This is a genomic window from Undibacterium sp. GW821-FHT11B02, from assembly GCF_058808955.1.
This window is the reverse complement of sequence record NZ_JBXASD010000001.1, coordinates 328163-342573: the sequence shown is the minus strand read 5'-3', so window position 1 is coordinate 342573 and position 14411 is coordinate 328163. Positions and strand designations below refer to the sequence as shown.

At 52.8% G+C, this 14411-nt stretch carries 11 protein-coding genes; 6 read left to right on the top strand and 5 right to left on the bottom strand.

The genetic code is table 11. The features are described from left to right. Positions 1-4: 4 nt before the first annotated feature. Positions 5-826 (top strand): substrate-binding periplasmic protein, encoded by an 822-nt coding sequence (locus tag AC1RVX_RS01530; protein WP_493214805.1) that lies wholly within the window; start codon positions 5-7, stop codon positions 824-826. Positions 827-838: 12 nt separating this feature from the next. Here the strand turns inward: AC1RVX_RS01530 and AC1RVX_RS01525 are convergent, their stop codons facing one another. From AC1RVX_RS01525 to AC1RVX_RS01515, 3 genes are all read right to left on the bottom strand, one after another. After that, positions 839-1144, bottom strand: a complete 306-nt coding sequence (locus tag AC1RVX_RS01525) for an NIPSNAP family protein (protein ID WP_493214804.1) — start codon at positions 1142-1144, stop codon at positions 839-841. Positions 1145-1229: 85 nt separating this feature from the next. Further along, positions 1230-1997, bottom strand: coding sequence for an SDR family NAD(P)-dependent oxidoreductase (locus AC1RVX_RS01520; protein WP_493214803.1), 768 nt, complete (start codon positions 1995-1997; stop codon positions 1230-1232). A gap of 226 nt (positions 1998-2223) precedes the next feature. Continuing rightward, complete coding sequence (locus AC1RVX_RS01515) at positions 2224-3333, bottom strand: HAF repeat-containing protein (protein ID WP_493214802.1); 1110 nt, start codon at positions 3331-3333, stop codon at positions 2224-2226. 329 nt (positions 3334-3662) lie between these two features. Between AC1RVX_RS01515 and AC1RVX_RS01510 the strand changes: the two genes are divergently transcribed. Both AC1RVX_RS01510 and AC1RVX_RS01505 read left to right on the top strand, forming a co-directional pair. After that, positions 3663-4541, top strand: a complete 879-nt coding sequence (locus tag AC1RVX_RS01510; protein ID WP_493214801.1) for a LysR family transcriptional regulator — start codon at positions 3663-3665, stop codon at positions 4539-4541. Between the two features lie 171 nt (positions 4542-4712). After that, entirely contained in the window at positions 4713-7043 is a 2331-nt protein-coding gene (locus tag AC1RVX_RS01505) for a DEAD/DEAH box helicase (protein WP_493214800.1), read from the top strand. Between the two features lie 248 nt (positions 7044-7291). Here AC1RVX_RS01505 and AC1RVX_RS01500 read toward each other — a convergent pair whose 3' ends face one another. Both AC1RVX_RS01500 and AC1RVX_RS01495 read right to left on the bottom strand, forming a co-directional pair. Further along, positions 7292-9460, bottom strand: coding sequence for a C1 family peptidase (locus AC1RVX_RS01500; protein WP_493214799.1), 2169 nt, complete (start codon positions 9458-9460; stop codon positions 7292-7294). A gap of 202 nt (positions 9461-9662) precedes the next feature. Continuing rightward, the gene (locus AC1RVX_RS01495; RefSeq protein WP_493214798.1) at positions 9663-10637 is read right to left on the bottom strand and encodes a peptidylprolyl isomerase; all 975 of its coding nucleotides are present in this window, start codon (positions 10635-10637) and stop codon (positions 9663-9665) included. Between the two features lie 412 nt (positions 10638-11049). Between AC1RVX_RS01495 and AC1RVX_RS01490 the strand changes: the two genes are divergently transcribed. The 3 genes from AC1RVX_RS01490 to AC1RVX_RS01480 all read left to right on the top strand — a co-directional run bounded on the left by AC1RVX_RS01490 (position 11050) and on the right by AC1RVX_RS01480 (position 14120). Continuing rightward, positions 11050-12720, top strand: coding sequence for a M20/M25/M40 family metallo-hydrolase (locus AC1RVX_RS01490; protein ID WP_493214797.1), 1671 nt, complete (start codon positions 11050-11052; stop codon positions 12718-12720). Between the two features lie 97 nt (positions 12721-12817). Then, positions 12818-13345: a hypothetical protein gene (locus AC1RVX_RS01485; protein ID WP_493214796.1), complete on the top strand. Its 528-nt coding sequence runs from the start codon at positions 12818-12820 to the stop codon at positions 13343-13345. A 22-nt stretch (positions 13346-13367) separates the two neighbouring features. After that, positions 13368-14120 carry a hypothetical protein gene (locus tag AC1RVX_RS01480; protein WP_493214795.1) on the top strand — a complete coding sequence of 251 codons (753 nt, stop codon included), beginning with the start codon at positions 13368-13370 and terminating at the stop codon, positions 14118-14120. Positions 14121-14411 lie beyond the last annotated feature (291 nt).

The following is a 14411-nucleotide window of genomic DNA, read 5'->3' as shown; positions in this document are numbered from 1 at the left end:
AAATATGGGACAAAGGCAGGAGCAGTATCGGCCAATCAAAAGCAGACACAGTGGCAAACACCATCTGCGTCTCGCTGGCGCGTTGCTATTTCTTTGCCTGGGTGGAGTGTCCGTCACCTGCCAGGCGACCGATGCCCATTTGCGCGTCGCTGTGTATGAAAATCTGGATTACCCACTTAATGTCTTCGACAAAAATCGCCAATTGATTGGCGGTCTGCAAAAAGAATTTACCGATCTGCTCGCGAAAAAATTATCAACGAAGGTCAATTATGTTGCCTATTCGCGACGTCGTATTGAACATGCCGTGATACAGGGCGAATCCGATATGGTGTGTTATTCCAGCCCTGGCTGGTTTGATTTACCGAAAGAAGTCAGCTGGTCCATATCGACTTTCCCTCAGGTGGAAAGAATAGTGGTCATGGCAGATAAGCCTGGCCTGGAAAATTTCCCCCAGCAACTGGAAGGCAAACGACTGGCCACTCAATTGGGCTACCATTATCCGCAGATAGCAACGCAACTGACAGAAGGTAAAATCAAGCGTGTGGACCTGACGGATGTTCCTGGCATGTTTCGCATGCTGAATTTGGGTGGGGCGGATGCCATGATCAGTTCAGACAGTGAAATCGAAGGTTATTTCAAGAACTTTCCTGACAAACGCTCTTTGTACAAGGTTTCAAAAACCGCTTTTTCCATCGTGCATACCCAGTGCGCGTTGTCTCATAAATCAGGCTGGAAGATAGAACAGATCAATGCCGCCATCCAGACCATGCAGGACAATGGCGACATCGACAAGATCATGCACCGGTACGGGCTTTCGTCACACTAGAGCCTGGCCAGATCATTCAAACACTGGTTTGAAGAAGCTGCGTTCATAACTGATGATGCATTTGGTTTCTTCGGCAAACTTGAACGCAGCCTGGCATTCTGCATCGTCCATCATCTGTAAGCGGTATTGTTCATACGCCGCCAGACCAGGGAAACTGAACAAGGCCAGCGCCACATTATTTGCACCTTCAGAAGGTAAAAAATAACCATGGTGCTGACCACCAAACTTGGTGACCAACGGTATCCAGAGTTTGCCATAATGTTCAAACTCTTTCAGTTTGGCAGGGTCGATGATGTAGCGAATGTAGCAGGTGACCATTATGTTTGCTTTCAGGGCGGAAGATATCGCATCTTACACGCCCTGCAGATTAATTTTGTAATGGCTCCACGGTATTAATGCTGGATTAAACCTGGATCAGGCCACCATCTGCACACAATTCCACGCCATTCACATAACTCGCAGCTCCGGATGCCAAAAACAAAACGGCAGCAGCGATTTCTTCCGGCTGTGCCATACGCGCGGCTGGTGCCGCACCAAGCAAATAGGCATTGAAATTCGCTATATCTTCTTCTTTCATGCCCAGACCATTTTCCATGATGGGGGTTCTGGTCACACCAGGGCTGATGGCATTCACACGAATTTTGCGGTCCTTGAGATCATTTGCCCAGCTACGCGCAAAAGAGCGGACCGCCGCTTTCGATGCATTGTAGAGACTGAGATTGGGCATGCCCTTGCTGGCCGCGATAGAGGCATTCAGTACTATCGCAGATGCAGGCTGCATCAGCGGCAACAGAGTTTGCACGGTGAAGAACAGGCCTTTGACATTGGTGTCGAAGGTGTTGGTGAAATCAGCGTCTGTGGTTGTACCAAACTGGTTGTGGATAGCAATGCCGGCGTTGGCGAACAGCACATCAAGCTTGTCGCCCTGCGCGGCAACGACATCACGCAGTGCTTGCAAATCGGTGATATTGGCGACATCGGCGACCACAGGTATGACCTTGCTACCCAGGATTTCTTTGGCTTGTTCGAGTTTGGCCTTTGAGCGGCCAGTGATATAGACCCGTTTGGCACCTGCGTTGATGAATGCCTGGGCACTGGCCAGACCTATGCCGGAAGAACCGCCGGTGACGACGATGACCTGGTCTTTAAAAGTATTGGAAGAGATTGACATACTGGATTTCCTTTCTGCTGAGGGAAATCAGAGTATGGTGCGCGGTTATTGATGAAACAATCCATGTTTGTTTCATGATATTAATGACTAAAATTCATCAATGGAAAGATGGGGCTTTAGATTTCTGCGCATTGGAACAGCAAGAACCAAAATCCACGTCATTAGGATTGCTCAATCCACAATCCAGCACTGGCACCTGAAGATAAGTGATCACTTTTCAACAGGCTCACGCCCCAAAAAACAGTCTGCTCTCAAAAAACAAACCCTTGAGGCGTTTGCGGAAGACGGCAAGGGCAAGAGCCAGGAATACGACCAGAACGTTAAAGCCGAGAATCTTGGTACCACCCATATCAACAAAGGGAATGGCATTGGAAGGCATGGTGGCGGCGTACAGACCACGATCGTAGCTTGCGCCTATCACCTGCCCGGTGTTGTTGATGGCATTGGTCAGGTACAGGCTTTTACCTGCCGGGTGCAAGACCATCTTGTTGTCGCGCCAGACGAAGGATAAGCGCATATCCAGCGTATCAACCACACCGACCACATGGCCTTCATTATTGATGCCGGTGGCGAAGCTGTCACCGAAACCTATTTTGTCCCCCAGGTCCAGCATTTTTTTGCCGTCATGCACAAAGGCATGCCAGCGCCGGTCTTTGGTTTCGGATGCACCGACGACCACCCCTTTGTCATTAATAGCCGTCGCTGAACTGTAGCGACCACCTAAGGTGCCAAGGTCCACCATACCTTTGGTGCTGTCATAGAAAAAAGCATGGCGCGAACCATCGGCTATCATGGCAGTACCAGCCACCTGGCCCAGATTATTGATACCGCTGGCATAGCTGACTTTACCACCGAGTGTGCCCAGGTCTTTCAGTGCTTCGCCAGGTGTGTACAGGAAGGCATGCCAGTCACGGCTGGCGGTATCGGCAAAGCCAACTGCAAGACCGGCATTGTTGATTGCCGCACCATAACTGCTGGGGCCACCCAGGGTACCCAGGTCTTGCGTGCCGTGGTCGCGGCTACGGATGAATGCTCTCCAGGACTGGTCTTTTTTGGAAGAGCCGACCACCTCGCCCTTGTCATTGATACGCTTGGCTTCGCTCTCGGTTTCACCCGGCATTTCAAGCCTGATCAGCTTGCCGTTTTCAAAGAACACGGCATGGGGTGTGCCATCTTTTTCCTTGATCACGGCAGCTACCTGGCCCGCTGCATTCATGTCATAGGCGATGGATTCACCATACTGCTTACGTTCTATACCCAGTGAATGACTCGTCGCAGCGGCTTCGCCACCAATCAGGGTCAACAGCAACAAACTACTACGCAATGCATGAGGCATACGAGCATCCTTTCAAAAGGAGTTTTGTGCGGGGAATTAGCTGGAGAATATACAGGATTGATAACTGGCAATAAAGATAATTTTTTATTTCTGTTTCTATCGGCTGCTCGACCATCAATCGGCCATCGCACAGTTTTTTTGATGCATGATTACCCGATTGTGTTTGCCATATTCCTTCGCCGGAAGAAGCACCCTGTGAAGCCTTGCCTTGAGGTTTCTATGGTGATGTCAGGGATGCTGGAGTAAATGACAGAGCGATGGGGCGTGGCTTATGCTGTCTGTGCTTTACATCCCTATAATGGCCGTCACCTTATTGAGAGATTTCGCCCATGCCGCCAGACTTGAATGATTTAATGGCTTTCGTCCGTGTCGCAGAATGCCGCAGTTTTCGCCAGGCTGCGCAAGAATTGCAGGTCACGCCTTCGGCTCTCAGCCATACCATCACCAGGCTGGAACAAAAACTGGACATGCGATTGCTGCAGCGTACCACCCGTAGCGTCAGCCTCAGTCTGGCCGGTGAACGTTTGTTGCAGAGCCTGCAACCGGCATTGCAAGACATAGAAGCTGCACTGGAAAGCCTGAACGAGCTACGGGACAAGCCGGTCGGGCGTCTGCGCTTGAACGTGCCGCGTCCGGCGGCGCAGTTGCTGTTGGCGCCGGTGATGGCAGCCTGGCATGCTGCCTACCCCGAGGTAGAACTGGAAATCGTCAGCAGCGACGCCCTGATCGATATCGTGGAGCAGGGTTTTGACGCCGGTCTGCGCTTTGGTGAAAGTCTGCAGCAAGACATGATTGCCGTGCCTGTCGGGCCAGAAATTCGTTTCGTGGTGTGTGCATCGCCAGCTTATTTGCAGGCGCATGGCATACCACAGACGCCGCATGATTTGCTGGCACATCACTGCATACAGTTCCGCTTCCCCAGTGGGCTCAGGTACCGCTGGGAATTTCAGCACGGTGTAGAAAAGATGGAGGTTGCCACCAATGGCGAGTTGGTATTTGACGATTTCGCCGTCGCTACCCGGGCAGCACAAGATGGTGCCGGCATTTGTTATACCTATCGCGGCTATGCCGATGAACTGGTGAAGCAAGGGCAGTTGCAATACGTGCTGGAAGATTGGTGGCCAGCTGCCGAACGCACGTTCTTATACTATCCCAGCAGGCGCCATCAGTCAGCGGCATTACGAGCCCTGATTGATTTTCTAAAATAGGCACGTCTCGAATGTTTTAATGCCAAATAAGCAATGATATGGGGCGCTGCACATTGCTCGCGAGATGGCCTGAAAAGCAGGAAATTCCCCTCTGTTCCAGCCATGAGAGTAAACTACGCCCATTAATATCCTGTCGCATCCTGCGATACGAGCGAACGAGCGAGCATCGCCATGTCAGAAACCAAACTCCCGATTACTTTTGAAGACCTGCAATTGAGTGCGCCTATCATGCGCGCCTTGCAGGACGTAGGCTATGAAACACCATCACCGATACAGGCGGCCACCATCCCGATTTTGCTGTCCAACCGTGACGTATTGGGCCAGGCACAGACCGGTACCGGCAAGACGGCTGCGTTTGCCCTGCCAATCCTGTCGCGTATCGATATCCGCCAGACCACACCGCAAGCACTGGTGTTGGCACCAACGCGTGAATTGGCCATACAGGTGGCTGAAGCCTTCCAGACTTATGCGCGGCATATACCTGGTTTCCATGTCTTGCCTATCTATGGCGGCCAAAGCTATGGCCCGCAACTCTCGGCATTGCGTCGTGGCGTGCATGTGGTGGTCGGCACACCGGGTCGCGTGATTGACCATCTGGACAAGGGCACGCTGGATTTGTCCGCGCTGAAAACCCTGGTGCTGGATGAAGCCGATGAAATGTTGCGCATGGGCTTTATCGATGATGTAGAACGCATCCTGCAAGAAACACCAGAAGGCCGTCAGACAGCATTGTTCTCGGCTACCATGCCGTCGGCCATCAAGCGGATTGCCCAGACTTACCTGAACAAACCAGCCGAAGTGACCGTCGCTGCCAAGACTGGCACGGCAGACAATATCCGCCAGCGTTACTGGCTGGTCAGCGGCATGCACAAGCTGGACGCGCTGACCCGCATACTGGAAGCCGAAACTTTTGACGGCATGATCATTTTCGCCCGTACCAAACTGGGTACGGAAGAATTGGCAGCCAGACTGGATGCAAGAGGCTTCTCGGTTGCCGCCATCAATGGCGACATCAACCAGCAACAGCGCGAACGCACTATCCAGCAACTGAAAGACGGCAAGATCGATATTCTGGTCGCCACTGACGTTGCTGCCCGTGGTCTGGATGTGGAACGTATCAGCCATGTCATCAACTATGACGTACCGTATGACCCGGAAAGCTATACCCACCGCATAGGCCGCACCGGCCGTGCCGGTCGCAGTGGCGAAGCCATCCTGTTCATCACCCCGCGTGAAAAGAACTTGTTGAAGGCGATTGAACGGGCAACGCGCCAGCCAGTATCACCACTGGAATTGCCGAGCATACAGACGGTTAATAATGTCCGTATCGCCCGCTTCAAGGATCAGATTTCAGCTACGCTGGCGCAAGGTGGTCTGGATGAATTCACTTCCCTGATTGAAGATTTTGAACGTGAGCAAAATATCCCTGCGGTGGAAATTGCTGCCGCACTCGCCAAAATGGCACGTGGCGATGAACCTTTGCTGCTGGATAAAAACCGCAAAGAAACCAAGACCGACGATAGCTGGCGCGATGAGCGTCCGGCACGCGCTGAACGTGGCGACAGAGGCGATCGTGGTGACCGGGGTGATCGCTTTGAACGCGCACCACGCGAAGACCGTGGTGCACGCCGTGAACACAGCCCGCGCACACCAGAGCCCGGCATGCAGACTTTCCGTATCGCGGTTGGTCATGATCATGGCGTCAAGCCGGGCAATATCGTCGGTGCGATTGCCAATGAAGCGAATATAGAATCCAAGTTCATCGGCCGTATTGATATCTACGATGACTACACCATCCTTGATCTGCCAGACAATCTGCCCGGCGACATGATGGAACACCTGAGTTCGGTACGTGTTGCTGGTCAGGCATTGCGCATCAGTGCAGAAAAAGGCAATGGCAGCAGTGCTTCATCATCCCGCCCTGCACCACGTGCAGCGCGTGAAGAAGCACCTCGCGAACGCGCACCCCGTGCCCCTAGTGTTGCCGAAGCAGCACCCGCCAGCAAGCTGAATCAGGTGGTCGATCGCGCTGCCCGTGCTCCAATGGAAGACGAACGTCCGGCCAAGCCGAAAAAAGACAAAGCCGATGGCAAGGGCAAGGTCAGCATCCCCATGCAGACTTACCGTATCGAAGTCGGCAAGGCAGATGCCGTTACCCCCAGCAATATCGTCGGCGCGATTGCCAATGAAGCAGGGCTGGAAGCCAAGCACATAGGCCGTATCGATATTTTCGACAGCTATAGCACACTGGATTTGCCCGATGGTATGCCCAAGGAATTGCTGAAGCAGTTGAAGGCAGTCTGGGTTGCTGGCAAACAAATCCAGATCAGCCCGGTGGGCGACGATCATGTCAGGAAGCCTGTACCGGCTAGCCAGCCTTCACCTTTCGGTCCCAAGAAAGCCGGTGGTGATCGCCGCGTGACAGAAAAAGCCAAGGGCTATGGGGCAGGTAAACCCAAAACAGAGTCGGCCAAGCCACATCGCAAAGGCCCCAAAGCCTGAGTGTGTCAGCCGTGTCTGGTTTGATGTTACGGCATCAGATTTGATTGCACTGTCCACATCACAAAATGCAGAACCCCCACAAAGCCCCCGCTTCCATGCGGGGGCTTTGTGTTTGGTGATCAGGCAGCGGTGCGCTCTGTGTCAGGCTGACGGCGCAGCCGTTCAGCGCCAGCAAATCAGCCTGAAACCCTGGAAATATAAGGTATTGGTAAAGTAAGGCCGAGTTATCGGCACAACCGGTTACCCGATTACCCGATATCCGACACTGGCACCGCTAACCGGTCCGGGTTGCCAATTCCTGCAATCCGGGTCAGGGTTTGCGTCAGTACGGTCACATCCTGGTCAAAGGCATGATGTCCAGACGGCATACTGTGTTTGCCACTATGCATGTATTTGTCGTGAATGATGTGCAGGGTGGCAGCCTGTTTTTTGTTCAAACCCTCACCGGTGCTGGCAAAGTCTGAGGGTATTTTCCTGGCCCAGTAAAACTGGTTCCAGCTTTGCAGGCTGCGCATGCTGGTATGGTTCCATTGGCCGTTTTGCTGGTTCTTGTCAGCGAAGCTGGCAGCATCGAAACTGGCAGCCATACCCAGAAGCGGAGTCTTGTGCTGGCTTTCAAGCGCCCTTGCAATCAGATAGAGCATGGATTTTTGATAGATACCGCCTACATTATCGTCCAGCTCACGCGTGTCTGACAGCAGGTGGATATGAAAACTCTGCCGTGGCAGCAAGCCGGAGCGCATGGCCGGGCGGTAAGTATTGTCAGCGAAAGCGATACTGCAGGCCGGTGCATACAGGCTGCAGGTTTTGACAGCCAGCTTGTGCTGGCCCAACAGGCTCAGCAGATGCCCGTGCAGAATGGCACCGGCAGAATGGCCTATCAAATGGATTTCCAGCCTGTCCTGGCCGATGGCGTGACGCAGTTCTTGCAGATATTTAGCCAGTACGTACAGCCCACGTGGCGGGTCGCTATCTTCCGCCGCCTGCGCGGCATTCATCTTCATCTGCACCCACAAACCTTTGGCACCAGATGATTCACAGGCGGCTTCCAGGGTGCGGTCCAGCGTCTCTTGTGCGACCTTGTTGATGGCAGGCGCATGGTCCTGCATCTTGTCTTGCAGTATATCGTTGAGGGCAGGGCCAAGCCCTGTCTTCCAGCTGATGAACACGGGGTAGATACCATTGGCCAGAAAATAAGGGGCCAGCGCAGCACTGCGCTGCAGGCTGCTTTCTTCACTGTCTATACCTGCCTGGGCATATAGCGCCAGTTTCAATTTTTTATTGCCACCCAGATTAGCCAGCCAGGCTTGTGGCGCGTGCAGCACCACCTGTTCTGCAGCCGCCACGGCGTCGGCGACGCCTAGCAGGCGCTGTATCAAGCCACCATCATTACCCAGCACCAGTGTCAGGCCATAGGTCTGGTCAAGACTCAGGCTGGGTGGACCAGCTTTGCTGGCGGTATATTGTGCATGTGGCCGTACTGCGGAACCACTGGTGCAGTACGCCGGTAAGGCTGGCAATGCAGTCAGTCTGGCCGCGCGCGGATTGCTGCTCTGCCAGTGGTGGGCAATAGGGGTACGTTTGATTGCCACCCCCAATGATATGGCCCAGGCGTCACCACCATTGGTGATCCAGTCATCGTAGGTGAGTATCGCAAAACCCTGATGACCCCAGTCCTTACCCCAGGAATTTTGCACAATGAAACCCTGTTCGGTATAACCCAGTATGGCGAAAGCATGTCCGCTGGTGGGGCCACTGTCGAAGGGGATCACCGGCAATTGTGCAAAGCTGGCAGCGGTCTTTGCCTGGCTGCCCTGCTCCAGCGCCCAGCCCGGATGCACCCTGCCAGATACATAAATGGCACCGATTTCCAGCAGGGCAGCCTGCATGTCAGTGACGGAATCTTTATCGATGCGGTAATACACACCCAGTGGTCGCTGCAAGGCTTCTTGCGCCCAGCCTTCGCGTGGGGCTTCAAACGCAGGGGCCTTGTCGTTCTTATTCAAAGTGTAGGGCCATAAATCGCGCCTGCACACCCCATGTTTGTGCCAACCCTTGAGTGCGCCACGGCAGCTGGAGCCGGTATAGTCTTCACCCGCCCATTCATCATAAAATTTGGCCAGGTGATACAGCATGCGCGGGCTGCATTGCGGGCTTTCGGGGTCACGTAGCCAGAACAAATAGTTGATGATGGCAGCCAGGCCAAATCCTGTGCAGGCACCGTCACTGCCTTGGTCCAGGATCATGCCAGCTTTGACGTACTCGGGGAACACTGTGCTGACGGTTGCCGTCGGCGGATTGCAGGGAGGCAGGTTGCTGATGCGCGGTTCGTACAGACGGTCACGGATGTCGAGTCTATCCGAGCGTGCATCCAGCGACAGTGTGGCGGTATTGAATTGGAATGGGCTGGTAGGCATGCGGTTTCCTGGCGATGTTTACTCTGCACAAATTGCATAATTTGCAATCGCAAAGTGTCGCAGGAAAGCCGTTGCTTGGCAATACCGGGTAGTGCAGAAATAGCGGGAGAGGGTTGAAGAAACTGGCAGTGCCTTTGATGCACGTACTGCCAGTCTTTCACATTCGCCAGATCATGCTGGCGAATGTGTTACTTGCGTATGATTACTTCTTTACTTCAGCAGAAGCTGATGAGGACGCAGACGCAGAAGCAGAAGCCGGTGCAGTTGGGGTCACTGTCAGCGCGCCAGACGCCGCAGCAGCGGAGGCAGGTGCCGGTGCATTGACGATTTCTATCTTGGCTTTTGCTTTCAGGTCATCCAGCATGGCTTTCAGGTTTTGCTGTTGCAATTGCTGGGTCAGGCCTGCTTTGACATCTTCCAGTGACGGCGGGGTCATTGGACGGCTGTCGTCGAGGATAATGACGTGGTAGCCGAACTGGGATTTCACAGGTTCTTCAGTGAACTTGCCTTTTTCCAGTTTGGCCACTGCTGCGCCAAATTCAGGCACCATGCCACGTGGGTTGAACCAGCCCAGATCGCCGCCTTTGTCTTTCGAGCCAGGATCTTTGGATTTGGATTTTGCCAGACCATCAAAAGCTTTGATATCTTTCTTGATCTTGGCGATGATGTCTTTGGCTTCTTCTTCCTTGGCGACCAGGATATGGCGGGCCTTGTATTCATTGCCGCTGGCAGTGGCTTTGAACTTCTCGTATTCGGCTTTCAGTGCTTCGTCAGTGACTGTGGCTGTCTTGATATAGTCTTTGACATAAGCATTTGCCAGGATGGACTGTTTGGTCATTTCCAGCTGGTCGGCCACTTCTGGTGATTTGTCCAAACCTTTGGTTACGGCCAATTGGGCCACCAGAATTTGCATGGCCAGATTATCAACTACCATCTTGCGTGTTTCTGGTGTATCCGGCATGCCCTGGGACGCCTGTTGCTGCATGATCTGGTCAAGCTGCTTCTTGCTGATGGCTGTGCCGTTGACGGTCGCAGCTACTTCAGCGCTACTGGTGGAAGCAGAGGCTGAGGCAGAAGCAGATGCCGACGCTGTTTTTGCAGTATCTTTATCATTACAGGCGCTAAGTACCAACATGGCAAGCGCGCTACCCAGAACAACGCGGGATTTAATTGACATACTAATTCCTTCTATATTGAGCTGAATCACAGCACGGATAATGAGCACATGCAGCAAAATCCGCATGCGACGAATAAAAAATGACGGTGAATTTTACTCGTGATTATGCTTGATTTGCCAGAAATTCGTTTTTGCTTACGAATTAAAGACTGCATATCCCAGTGGCGGCCCGGTACGTTGATATGCATTGTCAATCAATTACCTCCATTTTCCAGATGAATTTCCTGTAAATACGAGAATTTTTCCTGAATTCCTCTGAAAACAAGGAACAAAAGTGCAATTGTTAACTCCAAGCAATGCTTTTCAATTGCTTTTTACAATAGGCCATACAAGCAGGCCAAACCCGGCACAGCTTTGTTAAATAGCAATGTCACCATCAACGACACCCCAGATTTCCCACAGGAGACCAGCAATGCGCATGTTTCACGTTTTATTGGGTACCGCCATCATCGCCAGCAGTTTTACCGCAAGCGCCACGTATGCGGCTGCCGCGAATGAAGAAAAAATCGATCTTGAACTCATCACCCGGCTGCGTGATGAAGCCATGAACCGCTCCAAAGCCCAGGAAATTTTTGGTGTGCTGACCGATGAAATCGGACCACGCCTGACCGGCTCACCCGCATTGCGCAAAGCCAGTGACTGGACCCGTTCAAAACTCAGTGAATGGGGCCTGCAAAATGTGCATAGCGAAAGCTTTGCCCCCTTTGGCCGTGGCTGGACGCTGGAAAGAACCACGCTGCGCATGGTCTCGCCCTCTCAGTTTGATGTGTACGCCATCACCAAGGCATGGACGCCAGGCACCGATGGCGTTCAACGCGGCAAGCTGGTGGTCGCGAAAATGGTGACTGATGAAGATCTTGCCAAATGGAAGGGCAAGCTGGCTGGCACCATTGTGATGCTGGATGACCCTCTGCCCATCAAACCCCATATGAAGGCAGATGCACATCGCTATTCGCATGAAGAACTGGATGAACTGACCAAAGTCGATTTTGAAGCAGAGCCTTCGCGTCGCGGTGATTTGCCGACCTATATCAAACAACTGGCCTTCCGCAAAAAATTGCGCACTTTCCTGATGGAAGAGAAAGTGCTGGCGGCACTGAACGTCACGCGGGGCGAAGACGGCACCATTTTTGTCCAGGAAGGAGGCTCTTACAAAAAGGATGAAGCCACCGGCCCCTCCAACTTGGTAGTGGCCAGCGAGACCTATAATCGCCTGTACCGTCTGGTAGAAAAGAAAAAAGACGTAGAACTGGAAATTGATATCAAGGCCAGTTTCAACGCTGAAGACCCGGAAGCCGCCGTCAATGTACTGGCAGAAATCCCTGGTGGCGACAAGAAAGATGAAATCGTCATGCTGGGTGCCCACCTGGATTCCTGGCACGGCGGTACCGGTGCCACCGACAATGCAGCCGGTGTCGCGATGGTGATGGAAGCTGTACGTTTGCTGAAAGTCAGCGGCTTTAAGCCACGCCGTACCATACGCATCGCCTTGTGGAGCGGGGAAGAGCAGGGCTTGCTGGGTTCACGTGCCTATGTCAATAAATGGATAGCCTCTCGCCCCGAACCGACCGATCCCAAGGAACTGGAATTGCCGCCGTTTGCCCGCAAGCTGACCGGCCCCATGAGCATCAAGCCCATGCATGGCAAGATTTCTGCGTATTTCAACCTGGATAATGGCGGTGGCAGGATCCGTGGCATCTATGCGGAAAACAATGCAGCCGTCAAACCGATTTTTGATGCCTGGCTGGCCCCTTTCAACGATGTCGGCGCCACTACCACCACCTTGCGCAGCACCGGCAGCACTGACCACGTAAGTTTTGACCGCGTTGGCGTGCCTGGTTTCCAGTTCGTCCAGGACGACATGGATTATTTCAGCCGTACCCATCACTCCAGTATGGATGTATATGACAAAGCACAGAAAAGCGATTTGACCCAGGCTTCCATGGTATTGGCCAGCTTTGTTGCTCATGCAGCGAACCGCAACGACATGTTGCCGCGTAAGCCACTGCCTAAAGACCCGCCAGCAGAAGAAAAGAAGGAAGACAGCAAGGAAACAACAGGAACTGCTGACGGCAAGAAATAAATCAGCAGATATTACCGCTGCAGAGGGTCAGTTCTGTATTGCATTCTGGAACAAGAATACAATACAGGCTGGCCCTTTTTCTATTGACGCATTGACGATGAGCGATCCTTTGCAAGACACCCTTCCCACCAGCCTGGCAGACATGTTGCCGGTAGGGATGATTGCTGGTGGTGGCCTGGCCGCAGCAGCCATGGCGGTCGTGGCACAGAGCAAACAGCAACAAAGCGGCTGGGAAGCTTTTCATTACGAAAGAATTTCCTCTGTCGAATTTGAAATTACCGGTGGTATCGCCGTCAGCAGTGGCGGTGCAAAAAAATTCCAGGGCGTGCATGACAGCGTTATCGTCGGCGAAGCCGAGATATTGGCAGAAATGCGCCGTCAGCAAGGTGACGCTGTATCAACCGTGTCAGTCGTATCAGTTGCTCCTGCGTCTTCATTGCAACCTAGCCCGCTCGCAGTCACCGCCACTTCTGGTACGCCACTCTTGAAAGTGGTGTTCAGCCTGCCTGAAGATGAAGCCGGGCGACAGCGCATTTTGCGTGCATTTCAATTGCAGGCTGATTTCTTTGGTGCCAAAGTCCAGTCCTGTTCCCTGCATGATGCCAGTCTGTTGAAACTGGATTGAGCAACATCGTGGCGGCCCATTCATGATCAGAACCGCTTTGCGCTGGCTGGTGTTTTTCAGCGTTTGGCTGCTGGTGATTTCTATCTGGCGACGCGATATATTACCGCCCCCGACAGCCTTGAATCCGGTATTGCTGAATGAGCCGGTACAGACTGAAATCACACAAAAGGCATTCCAGACCACCAGGGGTGGCGTCACCTATACTGTACAGCCGCTGTACGACTACGATCTGGTAGGGCTGGTTGTCAGCAAGCATGATGCGAATGCCTGGTGGGATTATTTGCACCGCGAATGGAACGATAATCTGAACGTGGTGGATTTGTGCGTAGTCTGGGGTAAGAATGTGAAAACCGGTGCCTATGAAGAATTGAGTTTTTCCAGCAGCCAGTTCACCTGCAATTATGGCAGCAGTTCGATGGAAGCCTTTGCCGCCTTTGACGAAACCGCGATTTCAAATAATCATTTGCTGACCGATCAGACCAGGCTTGCCAAAATAATGCAAAAGGTACAGGTAGGTGACCAGATCCACTTTCGTGGTCGCCTGTCCGAATATTCACACCGTCATAACGGCATACCCTTCAAGCGCGGCACCAGTATAGTCCGCACCGATACCGGTAACGGTGCCTGTGAAACCGTATTTGTAGAGAGTTTTGAGATCATCAAAAGCGGCGGCCAACCCTGGCGCAGCCTGGTGTGGGTTGCCGCCATCATGCTGGTAGCCAGTATTGTGGCCTGGTTCATGCAGCCGGTGCGCTTCAATGATCGTACGCATTGATGATCGACCATGTATGTTGCACTGCACATTGGTTTTTACGTGTATTTTTCCTTACCTGCCTGATTTGAGAATTTGAGGCAGCGCAGAAAATTTGCATTTATCGCTGTCGGAGTATTTTTGTATTTTGCCTGCATTTTTGTCGAAGTAAGCAACACTTAAGCTCGCAATATCATTCTTTATCCGGTTTCGTCAGTTTGTCGCACGGTCGTGCTCGTTTTGGTGTTGGAAATCCCGTTTGTTTGAACGTGCATAATGGAGGATACTTGCACCAATAGATTGCATGCACCGCTG

What these genes read in the sequence shown, in the direction of transcription:
- AC1RVX_RS01485 (WP_493214796.1), top strand. Translation starts at nt 12,818, where the DNA reads ATGAGCGATCCTTTGCAAGACACCCTTCCCACCAGCCTGGCAGACATG.
- AC1RVX_RS01510 (WP_493214801.1), top strand. Translation starts at nt 3,663, where the DNA reads ATGCCGCCAGACTTGAATGATTTAATGGCTTTCGTCCGTGTCGCAGAA.
- AC1RVX_RS01515 (WP_493214802.1), bottom strand. Translation starts at nt 3,333, where the DNA reads ATGCCTCATGCATTGCGTAGTAGTTTGTTGCTGTTGACCCTGATTGGT.
- AC1RVX_RS01490 (WP_493214797.1), top strand. Translation starts at nt 11,050, where the DNA reads ATGCGCATGTTTCACGTTTTATTGGGTACCGCCATCATCGCCAGCAGT.
- AC1RVX_RS01520 (WP_493214803.1), bottom strand. Translation starts at nt 1,997, where the DNA reads ATGTCAATCTCTTCCAATACTTTTAAAGACCAGGTCATCGTCGTCACC.
- AC1RVX_RS01500 (WP_493214799.1), bottom strand. Translation starts at nt 9,460, where the DNA reads ATGCCTACCAGCCCATTCCAATTCAATACCGCCACACTGTCGCTGGAT.
- AC1RVX_RS01505 (WP_493214800.1), top strand. Translation starts at nt 4,713, where the DNA reads ATGTCAGAAACCAAACTCCCGATTACTTTTGAAGACCTGCAATTGAGT.
- AC1RVX_RS01480 (WP_493214795.1), top strand. Translation starts at nt 13,368, where the DNA reads ATGATCAGAACCGCTTTGCGCTGGCTGGTGTTTTTCAGCGTTTGGCTG.
- AC1RVX_RS01530 (WP_493214805.1), top strand. Translation starts at nt 5, where the DNA reads ATGGGACAAAGGCAGGAGCAGTATCGGCCAATCAAAAGCAGACACAGT.
- AC1RVX_RS01495 (WP_493214798.1), bottom strand. Translation starts at nt 10,637, where the DNA reads ATGTCAATTAAATCCCGCGTTGTTCTGGGTAGCGCGCTTGCCATGTTG.
- AC1RVX_RS01525 (WP_493214804.1), bottom strand. Translation starts at nt 1,144, where the DNA reads ATGGTCACCTGCTACATTCGCTACATCATCGACCCTGCCAAACTGAAA.